18 protein-coding genes and 2 tRNA genes are annotated in these 16092 nt (G+C 69.3%); 7 read left to right on the top strand and 13 right to left on the bottom strand.

The annotated features are described in order from the left end of the window. Window positions 1–27 precede the first annotated feature (27 nt). From HF576_RS17385 to HF576_RS17375, 3 genes are all read right to left on the bottom strand, one after another. Window positions 28–103: transfer RNA gene (locus tag HF576_RS17385), tRNA-His, on the bottom strand. Window positions 104–140: 37 nt separating this feature from the next. Beyond that, the gene (gene orn / locus HF576_RS17380; protein WP_168914093.1) at window positions 141–767 is read right to left on the bottom strand and encodes an oligoribonuclease; all 627 of its coding nucleotides are present in this window, start codon (window positions 765–767) and stop codon (window positions 141–143) included. 58 nt (window positions 768–825) lie between these two features. Then, window positions 826–898, bottom strand: a tRNA-Arg gene (locus tag HF576_RS17375). A 104-nt stretch (window positions 899–1002) separates the two neighbouring features. Between HF576_RS17375 and HF576_RS17370 the strand changes: the two genes are divergently transcribed. Then, window positions 1003–1215 carry a methyltransferase gene (locus HF576_RS17370; RefSeq protein WP_168914092.1) on the top strand — a complete coding sequence of 71 codons (213 nt, stop codon included), beginning with the start codon at window positions 1003–1005 and terminating at the stop codon, window positions 1213–1215. Window positions 1216–1249: 34 nt separating this feature from the next. Here HF576_RS17370 and yczE read toward each other — a convergent pair whose 3' ends face one another. Continuing rightward, complete coding sequence (gene yczE / locus HF576_RS17365; RefSeq protein WP_168914091.1) at window positions 1250–1864, bottom strand: membrane protein YczE; 615 nt, start codon at window positions 1862–1864, stop codon at window positions 1250–1252. A gap of 61 nt (window positions 1865–1925) precedes the next feature. Here yczE and yczR point away from each other — a divergent pair, with 61 nt between their 5' ends. Beyond that, window positions 1926–3350 carry a MocR-like transcription factor YczR gene (yczR, locus tag HF576_RS17360; RefSeq protein ID WP_168914090.1) on the top strand — a complete coding sequence of 475 codons (1425 nt, stop codon included), beginning with the start codon at window positions 1926–1928 and terminating at the stop codon, window positions 3348–3350. Between the two features lie 56 nt (window positions 3351–3406). Here the strand turns inward: yczR and HF576_RS17355 are convergent, their stop codons facing one another. After that, complete coding sequence (locus HF576_RS17355; RefSeq protein ID WP_168914089.1) at window positions 3407–3670, bottom strand: hypothetical protein; 264 nt, start codon at window positions 3668–3670, stop codon at window positions 3407–3409. A gap of 229 nt (window positions 3671–3899) precedes the next feature. On the opposite strand from HF576_RS17355, the gene ssb reads away from it, so the two are divergent. The 4 genes from ssb to HF576_RS17335 all read left to right on the top strand — a co-directional run bounded on the left by ssb (window position 3900) and on the right by HF576_RS17335 (window position 7389). Continuing rightward, window positions 3900–4448 carry a single-stranded DNA-binding protein gene (gene ssb / locus HF576_RS17350; protein ID WP_168914088.1) on the top strand — a complete coding sequence of 183 codons (549 nt, stop codon included), beginning with the start codon at window positions 3900–3902 and terminating at the stop codon, window positions 4446–4448. Between the two features lie 55 nt (window positions 4449–4503). Next, window positions 4504–5037, top strand: a complete 534-nt coding sequence (locus HF576_RS20145) for a DUF6993 domain-containing protein (protein ID WP_425523017.1) — start codon at window positions 4504–4506, stop codon at window positions 5035–5037. Between the two features lie 61 nt (window positions 5038–5098). After that, window positions 5099–6778, top strand: coding sequence for an energy-dependent translational throttle protein EttA (gene ettA / locus HF576_RS17340; RefSeq protein ID WP_168914087.1), 1680 nt, complete (start codon window positions 5099–5101; stop codon window positions 6776–6778). A 140-nt stretch (window positions 6779–6918) separates the two neighbouring features. Further along, the gene (locus tag HF576_RS17335; protein ID WP_205835439.1) at window positions 6919–7389 is read left to right on the top strand and encodes an acyl-CoA thioesterase; all 471 of its coding nucleotides are present in this window, start codon (window positions 6919–6921) and stop codon (window positions 7387–7389) included. A gap of 18 nt (window positions 7390–7407) precedes the next feature. Here the strand turns inward: HF576_RS17335 and HF576_RS17330 are convergent, their stop codons facing one another. Next, window positions 7408–8301: an acyl-CoA thioesterase domain-containing protein gene (locus HF576_RS17330; protein ID WP_168914085.1), complete on the bottom strand. Its 894-nt coding sequence runs from the start codon at window positions 8299–8301 to the stop codon at window positions 7408–7410. 56 nt (window positions 8302–8357) lie between these two features. On the opposite strand from HF576_RS17330, the gene HF576_RS17325 reads away from it, so the two are divergent. Beyond that, window positions 8358–9029 carry a DUF8185 domain-containing protein gene (locus HF576_RS17325; RefSeq protein ID WP_168914084.1) on the top strand — a complete coding sequence of 224 codons (672 nt, stop codon included), beginning with the start codon at window positions 8358–8360 and terminating at the stop codon, window positions 9027–9029. A 5-nt stretch (window positions 9030–9034) separates the two neighbouring features. On the opposite strand, the gene HF576_RS17320 is transcribed toward HF576_RS17325, so the two are convergent. The 7 genes from HF576_RS17320 to HF576_RS17290 are packed head-to-tail and all read right to left on the bottom strand — an operon-like array spanning window position 9035 to window position 16087. Then, window positions 9035–10699 (bottom strand): FAD-binding dehydrogenase, encoded by a 1665-nt coding sequence (locus tag HF576_RS17320; RefSeq protein WP_168914083.1) that lies wholly within the window; start codon window positions 10697–10699, stop codon window positions 9035–9037. Window positions 10700–10727: 28 nt separating this feature from the next. Then, window positions 10728–11231 (bottom strand): globin, encoded by a 504-nt coding sequence (locus tag HF576_RS17315; RefSeq protein ID WP_168914082.1) that lies wholly within the window; start codon window positions 11229–11231, stop codon window positions 10728–10730. After that, window positions 11228–12325 (bottom strand): mechanosensitive ion channel family protein, encoded by a 1098-nt coding sequence (locus tag HF576_RS17310; protein WP_168914081.1) that lies wholly within the window; start codon window positions 12323–12325, stop codon window positions 11228–11230. The genes HF576_RS17315 and HF576_RS17310 overlap by 4 nt, the downstream gene beginning before the upstream one ends. A gap of 58 nt (window positions 12326–12383) precedes the next feature. Then, window positions 12384–13079, bottom strand: coding sequence for a response regulator (locus tag HF576_RS17305; protein WP_168914080.1), 696 nt, complete (start codon window positions 13077–13079; stop codon window positions 12384–12386). Continuing rightward, window positions 13076–14362: a sensor histidine kinase gene (locus HF576_RS17300; RefSeq protein ID WP_168914079.1), complete on the bottom strand. Its 1287-nt coding sequence runs from the start codon at window positions 14360–14362 to the stop codon at window positions 13076–13078. Before HF576_RS17300 ends, HF576_RS17305 begins: the two co-directional genes overlap by 4 nt. Window positions 14363–14372: 10 nt before the next feature. After that, window positions 14373–15179 carry an ABC transporter permease gene (locus tag HF576_RS17295; RefSeq protein WP_168914078.1) on the bottom strand — a complete coding sequence of 269 codons (807 nt, stop codon included), beginning with the start codon at window positions 15177–15179 and terminating at the stop codon, window positions 14373–14375. Then, a complete protein-coding gene (locus tag HF576_RS17290) occupies window positions 15176–16087 on the bottom strand; it encodes an ABC transporter ATP-binding protein (RefSeq protein WP_168914077.1) in 912 nt (303 codons plus the stop codon). The genes HF576_RS17295 and HF576_RS17290 overlap by 4 nt, the downstream gene beginning before the upstream one ends. Window positions 16088–16092 lie beyond the last annotated feature (5 nt).

Here is a 16092-nt window from a genome sequence, read left to right as displayed (position 1 = left end):
CGCTGACGAGGCCCCGATCCGACTGCTTGGGGTGAGTAACGGGACTTGAACCCGCGGCCCCCTGGACCACAACCAGGTGCTCTACCAACTGAGCTATACCCACCATGTCTCCCGCATGAGCGGGCAACCAGAAGATTCTCTCACACCTCTGGGGCAAACGACGAAACGACGGCGGCTGCCGCGGCACGTGCGCCGTCGCTGGTCGGACCCGGCTCGGGGACGAAGACCGCCTGCCGGTAATAGGCGAGCTCGCGGATCGATTCGAGGATGTCGGCGAGGGCGCGATGGCCGCCGTCTTTGGCCGGCGCGTGGATGTACGCACGGGGGTACCAGCGACGCGCCAGCTCCTTGATGCTGGACACGTCCACGTTGCGATAGTGCAGCCACCGGTCCACGCGAGGCATGTACTTCGCGATGAACATCCTGTCTGTGCCGATGGTGTTGCCGGCAAGGGGCGCCTTGCCCTCCAGCGGGACGAACCGCTGGATGTACTCGAGCACCTGGAACTCGGCATCGGCGACTGTGACACCATTCGGGATCTCGTCGATGAGCCCGGACGTGCGATGCATGTTCGTCACGAACTCGTTCATGTTCGCCAGCGCCGAGGCATCCGGCTTGATGACGATGTGGAAACCCGGGTCGAGCACGCGCAGCTCGAAGTCGGTCACCACGACCGCGATCTCGACGAGTTCGTCGACTTCGAGATCGAGTCCGGTCATTTCGCAGTCGATCCACACCAGACGATCGTTCTCAGAAGCCCCCACCATGCGGTCCATCCTATTGACGCCCGGGACAGCGGGCTCGGCGGGGTCGCCGAGCCCAGAGCCCCTCCGGGAGGATTCGAACCCCCGACCTTGCGGGTAGAAGCCGCTCGCTCTGTCCCCTGAGCTACGGAGGGAAGGGTGGGTGACCAGATTACCCGGTCGTCGTCGCGCGTCGGATCTGGCGTGTCTGCGCGTCGCGGCGTAGCGTCGGCATCGGAGGCCTCGAAAGGAGTTCATCATGAGCACCACGCAGACTCACCACCCGCTCTGGGTCGCCTACGGCCCTTCGGGCGTCGTCGGCAGCATCCGCAAGGACGACGAGGGCTACATCGTCACGATGGCAGGCGCCGACTCGTCGCTGGGCGCGTTCCCCAGCATGGAGATCGCGAAGAGCGCCTTGCATGCTCACATGACACCGGGCAGCGACTGGCCGCAATTCCGGGAGCACTGACCCGCAGGTCGTCGCCCACGCGTCCGATGGCGGCTCAAGGTATGGTCTGCTCGGCCTGCGCCGGCGTCCGAGCGGATCGCCGCGTGTCGAGCAGTGGCAGCGCGACATGCACGAGCGGGCCGATCAGGAGCGCGAAGAGAACGGTGCCGATCCCCACTGTGCCGCCGAGCAGCCAGCCGATCAGCAGGACGGTCAGTTCGACGAGCGCGCGGCACAGCCAGATCGGCCATCCGAGGCGCGAATTCATGCCCGTCATGAGTCCGTCGCGGGGCCCTGGTCCGAATCGTGCCCCGATGTAGAGCCCGGATGCCAGCGCCACCAGCAGGATGCCGCCGAGAAGCAGGGCGATCTGCGACAGGAGGCCCGCCGCCGGCGGGACCAGCCACAGCGTCGCCTGCATGCTGGTGCCGACGAGGAGGATGTTGGCGATCGTGCCGACCCCTGGCTTCTGCCTCAGCGGGATCCACAGGAGCAGCACGAAGAATCCCAGGATGTTGGTGATCCACCCGATGCCGATGCCGGTGTGCAGCGAGAGCCCCTGAGCGAAGACGGTCCAGGGGTCGACGCCGAGTCCCGCTTCGATGGTGAGCGCGCACCCTGCGCCGTAGAGGAAGAGGCCGACCAGCAGTTGGGTGACGCGACGGGGCATGCGACCATCCAATCGCATGATTGGACTGCGTGTGCCGGTCCAATCCGGCTAATGTGGCTCCATGGACTCTCGAGTGTCGGCGCGAGCGCTGGCAGTCGCCCTGGGCGGCTGGCGAACGAAGGAGCCGGTGTACGAGGCCCTGGCCGACGGCATCCGGCTGCTCTGCCTCGACAACCGACTCGCACCGCGGACGGCGCTGCCTGCCGAGCGGGAACTCGCCGGCGCCCTTCAGGTGAGCCGCAGCACCGTCGCGGCCGCGTACCGCAGCCTGCGGGACTCAGGGCACATCGCAAGTCTGCGAGGCTCGGGCAGCGTGACGCTGCCACTCGGACGGCACGACCCGGGCCGCGCGGCCGGGGCCGACGGCACGATCGACCTGCAGCAGGCGAGTCCTCCGGCCTGGCCGGGACTTGCCGGTGTCATGGCCGAGGTGGCGCAGTCCGCGTCCTCGCTCGTGGCGCGCGTCGGCTACGACGTACTGGGGCGCATCGAGTTGCGTGAGGCGATCGCCCGCCGCTACGAGCGCCGCGGCATCCCCACGCGCCCGAGTGAGGTGCTGGTGACGACCGGCGCGCAGAGCGCGATCCACCTGGTGGCGTCCGTGCTGCTCGGGCGCGGTGACCGTGTCCTCATGGAAACGCCGACGTACCCCCACGCGGTCGATGCGCTGCGGCGAGCAGGGGCGCGGCCGGTCGGTGTGCCGGTGACGACCGACGAGGGCTGGGACCTGGACCGGGCCGAGCAGGCGTTCGCGCGGACTCTGCCGGTCATGGCGTATCTCATGCCGGACTTCCACAATCCCACCGGCCGGTCCATGACGGCGCGCGAGCGCGATGCGTTCCTCCTCGCGGGAGAGCGGGCCGGCTCCGTGCTCGTGCTGGACGAGACGACCTCCGAACTCGACATCGACCGTGGACCCGTTGCCGCTGGCTTCGACGCATCCGAATCCGGGACCATCGTGCGGATCGGCTCACTGGGCAAGACCGTCTGGGGAGGGCTGCGCGTCGGCTGGGTGAGAGCCGGGGGCGATCTGATCCGGCGTCTCGTCGCGGCACGCCCGGCGCAGGACCTGGGCACGCCCGAGTTCGAGCAGGCGGTGGTGACTCGCCTGCTCGACGACTTCGACGAGATCCTCACGCAGCGCTCGGATCTGCTGCGAACCGGGAGAGACGCCCTGGTCGGTGCCCTGGCCGAACACCTGCCGCAATGGCGCGTTCCGTCGGTGCACGGGGGAGTGTCGCTCTGGATAGAGCTCGACGCGCCGCTCAGCTCCGCGGTGGTGATCGACGTGCGCTCGCGTGGCGTTCTGCTGTCCGCCGGACCGCGCTTCTCGATCGAGGGCGGGCACGATCGGCACCTGCGGATCCCCTTCACGGCGCCGCCCGAGCAGCTCGTCCGCGCTGTTCGCGAACTCGCACCGTCGTGGCGCGACGTCCGGGCCGGGGCGCCGACGACGTCTCTCGACCGCGTGGGCGCCGTCGTCTGACGCGATCGCTGCATCTCGCCGACCCGCCGGTCTGACGACCGTGTCGCGGCGCGACCTCACCGGGCGAATCGGAGGCAGTCGATGGCCTCCTCGATTCGCCAGAACTCGCCGAGCTCGAGGAACGCGCGCGACGAGGCGCGAAACCGCCGGACGCGGTAACGGATGCCGCCTCCTTCGGCGATCGCCTGGAGGTGGCCGATCACGTGCCCCTTGCGATCGATCACGCGCCACAGTGCAGGCGCTGCGGCCGCCAGCCGAACCGGAACTCCCGACGGCAGCCGCGGGGGGTCGAGGTCTGCACGTCGCAATGTCTGATCCATTTCGTCTCCCTTCGACTCGAAGATATGTGCGACCTCCGACATCATGGACACGCTCGCGCAGCACCCTTCCTCCACAACGGGACTCCGAACCCGCTTGTCCCCAGAACGCACCGGAAGCCACGACCGGCTCGCGCTGCGGACGCAGGCTGAACATGCCGCCGGCGTTCACCGGGCACGGACGCCGGCGGCACCGGGGACGGTCCCTGGACTGGCAAGAAGGGAAAGCGACATGAACGAGACGATCACCATCACCGGGAACATCGCGACGGAACCGGAGTTCAAGCGCATCGGCAGCGGAGTGCCGGTCATCAACTTCCGCGTCGCGAGCGGACAGCGCAGATTCGATCGGGCCACCAATACGTGGGTGGACGCGGGCACCAATTGGTACTCCGTCTCCGCGTTCCGCGGGCTCGCCGAGCACGCATTCGACTCACTGCACAAGGGCGACAGGGTGCTGGTCACCGGTCGACTGCGACTGCGCGAGTGGGACACCGGGGCCAAGCGCGGAACAGCGGTCGAGATCGACGCGGAGGCCATCGGCCACGATCTGCTGTGGGGGACGAGCACGTTCTCCAAGGCGAGCCGGACGTCCGAGCGAACCGAGCAGGAGAGCACTTGGGGGCCGAACGAATCGGGTTCGTGGGCCGCGCCCGGAGTCGACTCGGCCGGCGGCGCGCCCGTCGCCGGCGAGGCGGGAGCCGATTCATCCCTGGTCGCCGTCGGGGCGGATGTATCGAGTGACACGCGGGTGCTCGCGGGGGCCGAGGCGCCGTTCTGACCTGCTCAGGTGGCACTCAGGTGGCGTTCGGGGTGCCGGGCCATAGACTCTCCCCGTGCCCCGACATCCCGAGCCCTCCCGCCACCGGAGTGTGATCGCGACCGCCCGCGGGGCACGCATGCTGGTTGCCGCAGCGAGTGTCGCGCTGCTGGCCGGTTGCACCGCTCTGAGTCCCACTCCGAATGGGACGGACGGCGGAACGGCCGGGCCCACCTCCGCCCCGGAGCCGTCCTCGACGAGCTCCGCGCCGTCAGAGCCGGTCCTGGTCGCCGGCGGCTCGGCGGCCGAGAACCTCCCCGTCTTCACAGCCGTGACGAATTCCGTGTGGAGCTCGGAGCAACGGCAATCGGGTCGTGCATATGTCGATGCGCTCGTCGCAACGGGATTCGACAAGGCCGCCATGCAGGTGACCGAGGACTACTCGACGGTCGGCAATCCTGCCGAGAGCATCCAGTTCTCGGTGCGCTGGGGAGACGAGTGCCTGATCGGCCAGGTGGGCCCTGCGACGGGGGAACCGGTCACGGTCGTCGCGCCGGTGCTGGCTGAGGGGACGTGCCTGATCGGCGAGACTCGCCCGATCGACTGGTGACCCCGACCCGCGGGTAGGCTGGGACGCTGACGTCCGTACTCCAAGGAGAGCAGAAACCCGCATGGCTGAGTACATCTACTCGATGGTCCGCGCGCGCAAGGCGGTCGGCGACAAGCTGATCCTCGACGACGTGACGATGGCGTTCCTTCCCGGCGCGAAGATCGGCATGGTCGGCCCGAACGGCGCCGGAAAGTCGACGATCCTCAAGATCATGGCGGGCATGGACACGCCGTCCAACGGCGAGGCCAAGCTCTCTCCCGGCTTCTCCGTCGGCATCCTCATGCAGGAGCCCGAGCTCGACGAGTCCAAGACGGTGCTGGAGAACATCCAGGACGGCATCGCAATCAAGGCCAAGGTCGACCGCTTCAACGAGATCTCCGGCTTGATGGCCGACCCGGACGCAGACTTCGATGCGCTGCTGGCCGAGATGGGCACCCTGCAGGAAGAGATCGACGCCGCGGACGCGTGGGACCTCGACTCCCAGCTCGAACAGGCGATGGACGCGCTGCGCACGCCCCCCGGGGACGCCGAGATCGGCCCGCTCTCCGGCGGTGAGCGGCGTCGCGTGGCGCTGACGAAGCTGCTGCTGCAGAAGCCGGATCTGCTGCTCCTCGACGAGCCCACGAACCACCTCGACGCCGAGAGCGTGCTGTGGCTCGAGCAGCACCTGCAGAAGTATCCCGGTGCCGTCATCGCCATCACGCACGACCGGTACTTCCTCGACAACGTGGCCGAGTGGATCGCCGAGGTCGACCGGGGGCGCCTCATCGGCTACGAGGGCAACTACTCGACCTATCTCGAGAAGAAGGGCGAGCGCCTCGCGATCCAGGGCAAGAAGGACGCCAAGCTCGCCAAGCGGCTCGCCGAGGAGCTCGAATGGGTGCGCTCGAACGCGAAGGGGCGCCAGGCGAAGTCCAAGGCTCGTCTGGCCCGCTACGAGGAGATGGCTGCCGAAGCGGACCGCACCCGCAAGCTCGACTTCGAAGAGATCACCATCCCGCCGGGGCCACGCCTGGGCAGCGTCGTGATCGAGGCGAAGAAGCTCCAGAAGGGCTTCGACGGCCGCTCGCTCATCGACGGACTCAGCTTCAGCCTTCCCCCGAACGGCATCGTCGGCGTCGTCGGTCCGAACGGCGTGGGAAAGACGACGCTGTTCAAGACCATCGTCGGCCTCGAGCCGTTGGACGGCGGCGAACTGAAGATCGGCGAGACGGTCAAGATCAGCTACGTCGACCAAAGCCGCTCGAACATCGACCCCAACAAGACCCTGTGGGAGGTCGTGTCGGACGGCCTGGACATCATCACCGTCGGCAAGACCGAGATCCCCTCGCGCGCCTACGTCTCGAAGTTCGGCTTCAAGGGTCCGGACCAGCAGAAGAAGGCGGGCGTCCTCTCGGGCGGCGAGCGCAACCGGCTCAATCTCGCGCTGACCCTCAAGGAGGGCGGCAATCTGCTGCTGCTCGACGAGCCGACGAACGACCTGGACGTCGAGACCCTGCAGTCCCTCGAGAACGCTCTCCTCGAATTCCCGGGCTGCGCCGTGGTGATCACGCACGACCGGTGGTTCCTCGACCGCATCGCCACGCACATCCTGGCCTACGAGGGCACCGACGAAGACCCCGACAACTGGTACTGGTTCGAGGGCAACTTCGAAGCGTACGAGGAGAACAAGATCGAGCGCCTCGGTCCGGATGCCGCCAAGCCGCATCGCTCCGCGTACCGCAAGCTCACACGCGATTGAGCCGAACGCAGCCGAGCTTGCTCGGATGCTGAGGCGATTGCGCGTGTTGACGAACGAAGTGAGGAGCACGCGTGACTGAGACGAGCGAGAACGACGTCGCCGTCCCGTCCGGCCGCGCGCCGGGCGGGACGCCGCACCGTCTGCACCTGCCGATCCATCTGCGGTGGGGCGATCTCGACGCGTTCAACCACGTCAACAACACCGCCATGCTCAAGCTGCTCGAAGAAGCGCGCGTCCGCGCGTTCTGGGCGCCCGAGCCCGGCGAGGAAGCCCCCGAGACGGCTCTGCTCGACTCGAGCATCTTCAGCGGAGTGCTCACCCTCATCGCCCGCCAGGAGATCGAGTACCTCGCGCCCGTGCCCTACCAGCGGCATCCGCTCGATGTCCAGATGTGGTTCGGCAAGCTCGGCGGCTCGAGCATCGAGGTCTGCTACGAGGTGTTCAGCCCGATCGAGACCGCCTCGCCGGATCAGACGCTGTACGCCCGCGCCACGACGGTGGTGGTCAAGGTCGACGCCGCATCCGGCCGCCCGCTGCGGCTGAGCGCCGAGGAGCGCGCTGCCTGGATGCCGTACCTCGGCGAGCCGATCGGCTACGCGCACCGGCGCTGACGCCGTCGCAGATCGATATCAGTCCGCGTCCGGGACGCGGACCATGATCTCCTGAGCGACGCTGGCCAGCAGGACGCCGGCGGCCGAGTAGACGCGGCCCGTCGCCAGCCCGCGGCCACCCCGTGCGCTCGGAGACTCCTGGACGTACAGCATCCACTCGTCGGCGCGCCCGAATCGGTGCCACCACATGGCGTGGTCCAGGCTCGCCACTTTGAGCCCAGGTGTCGCCCACGCGATCCCGTGCGCACGCAGGATCGATTCCTGGATCGTCAGGTCGCTGAGGTAGGCCAGGGCGGCCCGATGGATGCCCGCCGCGTCCGGCAGCGGCCGCCGGACCCGCATCCAGACCGCCTGACGCGGTACCCGTTCGCCCTGCACGCTGGCGTAGATAGGCGACGGGATGTGGCGCAGGTCGACGGGCCGATCGGTGAACAGACGCTTCGACATGGGATGGAGCCCCTGCAGATGCGACTCGACGTCGGGCAGCTCGTCCGGCCCCGGGATGTCTTCCGGCATCGGCTCCTGATGCTCCAGACCCGGGTCCTCGTCCTGGAAGGAGGCGATCATGGAGAAGATCGGCACGCCGTCCTGAAATGCCTGCGTGCGACGCGTCGAGAATGACCGGCCGTCGTGGATGCGGTCGACGGCGAACGTGATGCCCTTCGTCGAGTCGCCGGGCCGCAGGAAGTAGCCGTGCATCGAGTGCACGATGCGGCCGTCGGGGATGGTCCGCTCGGCGGCGACGATCGACTGTGCGAGCACCTGTCCGCCGTAGACGCGCCCGAGCGGCATGGACTGGGACGTGCCGGTGAAGATGTCTTCGCTCGTGCGTGCATCGGATCCGCTGAGGTCGAGCACCGCGAGAAGCGAGGCGACCGGATCGGGTTCGACGGTCGGCTCGGCGTCGTCCACGGGTGCTCCTCTCCGGGGCGGCCTCCGCCCGTCGATCTGCTTGGTAGCTTAGGGCGATGTCTCCGCGCCTGCTCCTCGCCGACCCGGCCTCGGCCGCGGACGCCCTCACGTTCGCCGGCCGCGCCGCGCGGTTCACGACCGAGGGCGTCCGGCTCCAGGCGAGCGGCGGCGTGCTGGCGATGACCGCGGCACCGCTGGCGCCGCGAGGCATCGGAGACGCCACGCCCACCGTCCTCGCAATGCGGACGCTGGCCGCCGACCCGGAGCTGGTGTGCGACCTCGTCGTCGAGGCATCCGTCCTGTCTGCGGTGCTCGACGAGCCGAACGCCCTGAGCCTTCCCGAGACGGCGCTGTCGCCGGCGTGGGCGGGCATCGCACCGCCGCGAAGCGGCTGGGAGCCTCGGGAATCGCTCGACGCCGCTCTGCTCGCAGCCAAGGCGCAGGGCGGGATCGCGCGCGTCGCCGACGAGGTGCCGACGGATGCCGGGGAGGATGCGGTGCGCGCCGTCCGTGCGCACGTGTGGGGTGTGCCCGACGCGGAGCTGGGTGGTCTGCCGCTGGGCGCGGCGTTCGCCGCGCTCAGCATGGGCTTCATCAGCGGCGGCGAATCGGCGCACGTTCTGGCGAGCGGCGCGTGGACCCGCGTCAGTCTGCGGCGCGGGCACGTCCTGGTCCGTGGCCCGGTGGCGAGCGGTCTGGGGCCGGTACGCCGAACGGGCGGGCGCTGACGGCGTCAGAGAGTCGCCGCCACCGCGCGTCCGGCGACGCGCCCCGAGAAGAGGCATCCGCCGACGAACGTGCCCTCGAGAGCGCGATAGCCGTGCACTCCGCCGCCACCGAAGCCGCTCGCTTCGCCGGCGGCGTACAAGCCCGGAATCGGCTCGCCGTTCCCGCCGAGAGCCCGCCCGGACAGGTCGGTCTCGATGCCGCCGAGCGACTTGCGCGTGAGCACGTGCAGCTTGACGGCGATGAGGGGGCCCGCACCGGGGTCGAGGATGCGGTGGGGGCTCGCGGTGCGGATCAGGCGGTCGCCCCGGAAGGCGCGGGCAGAGCGCAGCATCGCGATCTGCGCATCCTTGGTGAAGTCGTTCGCGACCTCGCGATCGCGGGCCTCGACCTCGAACCGCACGCGCTCGGCATCGAGGACATCGCCACCAGGAAGCGCCTGCATGCCGGAGATGAGATCGTCCAGCGTGTCGCGCACGACGAAGTCGGCGCCCTTGTCCATGAAGGCCTGCACCGGTCCCGCAGCGCCCTTTCCGAGCCGGGACTTCGCCAGGAGGCGGACATCTTTGCCGGTGAGATCGGGGTTCTGCTCACTGCCCGACAGCGTGAACTCCTTCTCGATGATCTTCTGCGACAGCACGAACCATGAGTGGTCGTAGCCCGTCGCCCGCAGGTGCGCCAGCGTGCCGAGCGTGTCGAAACCGGGAAAGAGGGGAACGGGCAGGCGCGTGCCGGTGGCGTCGAGCCAGACCGACGACGGACCGGGGAGGATCCGGATGCCGTGATCCGGCCAGATGGGATCCCAGTTCTGGATTCCCTCGACGTAGTGCCACATGCGGTCGCCGTTGATCAGCCGCGCGCCGGCGGCCTCTGTCGCGACCTGCATCGAACCGTCGACGTACGCCGGCACCCCGGTGACCATGGACTCGGGTGGTGTTCCGAGGCGTTCGGGCCACCACCTGCGCACCAGCTCGTGATTTCCGCCGATGCCGCCGGACGCGACGATGGTGGCCTGGGCGGTGATCGCGAACGAACCCACCGCCTCCCGCGAGGTGGCGATGCCGCGTGCGGCGCCCGATGGCTCGAGGATGTCGCCTTCTGCCCCGACGACCACACCCGCACGGGTGGTGAGCGACGTCACCTTGTGCCGGGGGAGGATCGTGATGCGGCCTCGGCTCTCGGCGTCCTCGACGGCGGCCTGGAACGGCGCCACGATGCCGGGGCCGGTTCCCCACGTGATGTGGAACCGCGGCACCGAGTTTCCCGGCCCGGTCGCGGTGTAGCCGCCGCGCTCGGCCCATCCCACGATCGGGAAGAACCCGACGCCCTTCTCGCGCAACCAGGAGCGCTTCTCCTCGTGCGCGAATTGCAGATACGCCTCGGCCCACCGCCGCGGCCACAGATCCTCTTCGCGATCGAAGCCGGCGTTCCCGAACCAGTCCTGGCGTGCCAGTTCGAGCGAGTCGCGCACCCCGAGCCGGCGCTGTTCCGGGGAGTCGATGAAGAACAGTCCGCCGAACGACCACCACGCCTGCCCGCCGAGATTCGTGCGCGGCTCCTGGTCGATGATCGTCACGCGCTTGCCGGCGGCGGCGGCCTCGCTCGCGGCGACGAGTCCGGCGAGCCCCCATCCGATGACGAGGACATCCGTGGAGTGGGTGGCGAGGGGCATGTCGACTCCTTCGTCGGCGGGTGGGACGTCAGGATGACGGGTCGGAAGGCGCCGCGGTGACCGGCAGGGATCCGGCTGCGCGACCGTCGCTGGCAGGGCCGATGCCCGTCGGCTCGAACGTGTTCACCATCGCGAACGCCGCCCGCTGCAGGTAGTCCCACAGGGTGGTCTCGTGCAGCGGCGGCAGGTCGAGCTCATCGACGGCGGTCCGCATGTGGGCGAGCCAGCGGTCACGCGCGTCGGGGTTGACGTGGAACGGCGAGTGCCGCATCCGCAGTCGTGGATGCCCGCGCTGCTCGCTGTACGTCGACGGTCCTCCCCAGTACTGCTCGAGGAACATCGTCAGTCGCACCTTGGCGGGGCCGAGATCCTCCTCCGGGTACATCGGCCGGAGCACCTCGTCGTCGGCGACACCGCGATAGAACTCGTCGACGAGCCGGACGAACGTGTCGTGACCGCCCACCTCGTCGTAGAAGCTCAGCGGCGTGGCGCCGGCTGCCGGGGCCGGGTCTGCGGGGGTCGGGTCTGTCATGGCGTCCCTTCCGGGGTTCCGGGTGCGGCATCGCCGTCCACCGGCGGCTGCGACTTCTTGCTCGTACGCTTCGGCCGCCACACCGGACGCTCGACCGCCGCCGGCGCGACCGGGTTGGCTTTCGTCTTCGGCGGGTTCGCGCCGCGCACCCGCAACGCGCCTTCGATGCCGGTGGGCATGATCGTGTTCAGGGCCGGCAGCGTGATGCCCATCTCGTCGACGGCGTGCTTCAGCCGCATCCGCAGTTCGCGGGCGACGTCGTCCTTCGCGTTCGCGCGGGTCTTCATCACGAGGCGGATGACCAGCGCGTCGCCCGAGATGGACTCCAGCCCCCACACCTCGGGCTGCTCGAGGATCCGCGTGCGCCACTTCGGGTCCTTCGCGAGGCCCTTCGCGGTGTCGAGCATCGCCTTCTCGACCTCGTCGATGTCGGAGTCGACGGCGACCGAGAGGTCGATGATGACGCGCGACCAGCCCTGCGACAGGTTCCCGATCCGTGTGATCTCGCCGTTGCGCACGTACCACAGCGTGCCGTTGACGTCCCGCACGTGCGTCACGCGCACGCTCACGTACTCGACGATGCCGGTGGCGAGCCCGAGGTCGACGACGTCACCGATGCCGACCTGGTCCTCGGCGACGATGAAGATGCCGTTGAGCACGTCCTTGACGATGTTCTGCGCACCGAAGCCGAGACCGGCGCCGATCGCCGCGGTGAGCAGCGTCAGCGACGCCAGCGCGTTGGGCGCGAACACGTTCACGATCAGGAGCAGCGCGATGACCACGATGGTCACGTTGACGATGTTGTGCAGGATCGAGCCGAGTGTGCGGGTGCGCTGCACCAGCCGCACGGAGGCGAGCGGGGAGCGCTCCAGTGCCTGGGTGTCGTCGACGTTGGCCTTGGACTTCGCGCCGCTCACGATCCGGTTGACGACGCGGTTGATGACCAGGCGCAGGACCCACACCAGGAGGATCGCGCCGACGAGGATGCCTGCGGCAGCTACGAGGTTCCACCCGGCACGAACGAAGAACTCACCGATCTCCTGCCAGAGAGCGGGGTCGGTGATTTCGGGGGCCTCGAGGGGAACGCGGATCATCGTCACGATCCTAACGACGGATGCCTCCGCCTCCGCTGAACGCCCGCACGGCGCCGCGTCAACGGCGAGTGTCGGGCGGGAGCGGCGCGGATGCGTCCACGAGGCGGTGCCGGTGCGCGAGGATCACGGCGTGCACGCGGTCCCTCGCTCCGATCTTCGCCAGCACGCGGCCGACATGGGTCTTCACGGTGGACTCGCTCACGAACAGATGCCGGGCGATCTCGGCGTTCGTCAGGCCCTGGGCGATCGCGAGGAACACATCCCGCTCGCGATCGGTGAGCTCCGCGGTGGGATCCGGCTCATCGTCGGGGAGAGTCGGGGCGGGCGCTGCGCGCAGACGCTCGACGAGCCTGCGCGTGACCGGGGGAGCGAGCACCGCGTCGCCGCGGTGCACGGCCCGGATCGCGGCGGTCAGCTCTGACCGCTGCGCGTCCTTCAGGAGGAACCCGCCGGCGCCGGCATCGAGCGCGCCGAACGCGTACTCATCCAGATCGAACGTGGTCAGCACGAGGACGCGCGTTCCGGGGTGCGCGCGCACGATCTCGCGTGTCGCGGTGATGCCGTCGGTGCGCGGCATCCGGATGTCCATCAGCACGACATCCGGCGCGTCGGCGAGCACCGCACGGATCGCCTCGTCACCGTCCGCCGCTTCTCCGATCACCTCGATGTCGGGTTCTGCGTCGAGCACGAGGCGGAACCCGAGGCGGATGAGCTCCTGGTCGTCCACCAAGAGGACGCGGATGGTCTCGGTCATGTGGCGTCGTCCTCGATCGGGGAGTGCGGGCGCGGGAGGGATGCCCGCACGATCCAGCGATCGTCATCGACGAGACCCGCCGAGAGCGAGCCGCCGACGTGGGCGACTCGCTCGTGCAGCCCCGGGATCCCGTACCCGCCTCGTGAGCCGGCATCGGCCGATCGCGCCCCCTTCCTGGCGCCGTCATTGACGATCAACGCGTCGACGGCGTCCTCGCGGACGACGACCCGCACGTCGATGAGCGTTGCCAGCGGGGCATGGCGCATGGCGTTGGTGAGAGACTCCTGGACGATGCGGGTCAGCGCCAGCCGTAGGTCTGCAGGGAGCGCATCCGGGCTTCCCTCGGTGTGCAGCACGACCGGGTAGCCGGCGCGCTGCGCGGCCTCGACGGCGGCGGCGACATTCGCGGACTCGGCCGGTGCGAGCAGCGTCCCGTCCGCGACGTCGGGGTCGCGCAGCACGCCGAGCATGGAGCGCATCTCGGTGAGCGCACCACGGGCGGTCGTCGCGATCTGCTCGGTGGCGGCGCGTGCGCGCTCGGCGTCGGGCGTGGCTGTGGCGCCCTCAGCGAGCGCGACGACGACGGTGAGGTTGTGAGAGACGATGTCGTGCATCTCGCGAGCGATGCGCGTGCGCTCGGCGGCGGCCGCGAGCTGGGCCTGCTGGTCGCGCTCCACCATCAGCTGGCGGGACCGGTCGATGAGTGCCTCGAGATAGCGTCGCCGGTTTCCGACGTTCGTCCCGATGAGTCCGCCGATCAGCAGGCCCACGACCGCCGACACCAGGGTCGACACCAGGAAGGGCAGTTCGGAGGGAAGGGCGATCGTCGCCGCGGCGGCGTAAACAGCCAGAGCGCCGGAGGCCACTCCGAACGCCGTCCAGCACGCGCGCGCCGAGCGGTACACCGCGACGGCGTAGAGCGCGAATGCCGGAATCAGGTGCGTCGCCGGCGCGAGACTCGGCGGAAGCACGATCGCCGGGATCATCGACCCGACGAACACGGTCAGGGGGCGGGTGCGACGAAAGACGAGGGCGACGCACGACAGCACCACGAGGATGATCGCGAACCAGGTCTGAGCGGGGGTGGGAGCGATCGCGAAGTCGGTGCGGAACGTCGCCGCCGGCGCCGACAGGAGCAGGGCCAGGAACGCGACCAGCACGTCGGCGAATCGCGGATGACGGGCCCAGAAGCGGCGAAGAACGCCTGGCGGCCGTGGCAGATGCAGGCCGTCGTCGGTGCCGGGAAGGGCACCGACGACGGCCTGCGGTTCTGGACGCGACATCCGCTCGACTCTACGCGTCGCGCGTCCGCAGCACGCCCCAGCCGATCACCAGCGGGGCGAGCACCCAGCCGGTCAGGGCCAGCAGCGGAGCGGCCAGTTCTTCGTTGCCGGGCGAAGCGAGCGCCGCCGCGGCGTTCATCGGCAGATAGTCGGCGAGGTCGACGAGCCATTGCCAGTCCTCACCGGCCATCGAGAACAGGCTGAACACGATCGGCAGCACGAACAGCACGCCGACGGTGACGGCGATCGCGCCGGCGCCGTTTCGCACCATGAACCCGAAACCCAGGCCGATCAGCGTGAAGGCGACCATCGACAGGACGCCGAACGCGAGCGGCGCGATGGACTGCGACGGCTCGGACCAGTCGATGCCCTCGGTGAGGAACGGGGCGGTGGCCGCGATGGCGACCGCGTAGATCACCACGCTGGTCACCGCCATCAGCACGGACACGACGACGGCCTTGGCCAGTACGACCGCCCCGCGGCGCGGTTCGGCGGTGAGGGTGGAGCGGATCATGCCCGTCGAGTACTCGCCGGTGATCACGATCGCGCCGAGGACGCCGGCCACCAGCATCGTGAACTGCGTGGGCGACAGGATGGCGCTCACGGCCGGATAGCCGGGTCCGAAGTTGGATGAGGCGGCGGCGATCAACATCGAGATGCCGATCGAGAGCACGGCAGCGACTCCGAGCGACCACCATGTGGAGCGCAGCGTCACGACCTTGATCCATTCGCTGCGGAGCAGATGGGCGAAGCTGAGCCGGTGGGCGGAGGGTCGGGTGTCCGAGCGTGTGGTCGGCTCGGCGGTGAGGACGGTCATGCGATCTCCTTGGTCTTGTACTCGACGGAATCCCCGGTGAGCGCGAGGTACGCGTCTTCGAGAGAGCCGCTGCGTGAGGTGAGCTCGTGCACCGGGATGCCGAGCGAGGCCGCGAGGTCGCCGAGCGCCGGCGCGGTGATGCCGGTGATCTCGGCCATGCCCGGCTCGGATGCCGTCACGGTGATGTCGGGGCCCGACACCGCCGCCACCAGCTCGCTGAGTCGCGGCGAGCGCACGACGACGGCATTGCTGGTCCAAGCTCGCACGAGCGCCGACAGATCGGCGTCCGCGAGCACCTGACCGCGTCCGAGGACGATGACGTGGTCGGCTGTCTGCGCCATCTCGCTCATGAGATGGCTCGACAGCAGCACGGTGCGTCCCTCCGCGGCCAGGTGCCGCACGAACTGACGTACCCAGCGCACGCCCTCGGGGTCGAGCCCGTTCACGGGCTCGTCGAGGATCAGGGTGTGGGGATCACCGAGCAGCGCCGCCGCGATACCGAGCCGCTGCCCCATGCCGAGCGAGAACTTGCCGGCGCGCTTGCCTGCCACCGACCCGATCCCGGTGAGTTCGATCACCTCGTCGACGCGCGTGCGGGGGATGCCGTGGGTCGCGGCCATGGCCCGCAGGTGATTGCGGGCGGTGCGCCCGGTGTGGACGGCTTTGGCGTCCAACAGCACCCCGACCTCGGTCAGGGGCGAGCGCAGCTGGGCGTAGGGGCGTCCGTTGACGGTGACGCGGCCGCCCGTCGGACGGTCCAGCCCGACGATCATGCGCATCGTGGTGGACTTGCCCGCGCCGTTGGGGCCGAGGAAGCCGGTGACCTTTCCGGGTTGGACGGTGAAGCTGACATCGGCGACGGCGCGCTTGGCGCCGAAGCTCTTGCTGAGGTTCTCTGCGACGATCATGCATT

Source organism: Microbacterium salsuginis (genome assembly GCF_012524205.1).
Classification (GTDB): Bacteria; Actinomycetota; Actinomycetes; order Actinomycetales; family Microbacteriaceae; genus Microbacterium; species Microbacterium salsuginis.
The sequence above is the reverse complement of the archived record's forward strand: the minus strand, read 5'-3'. Positions and strand labels throughout refer to the sequence as shown.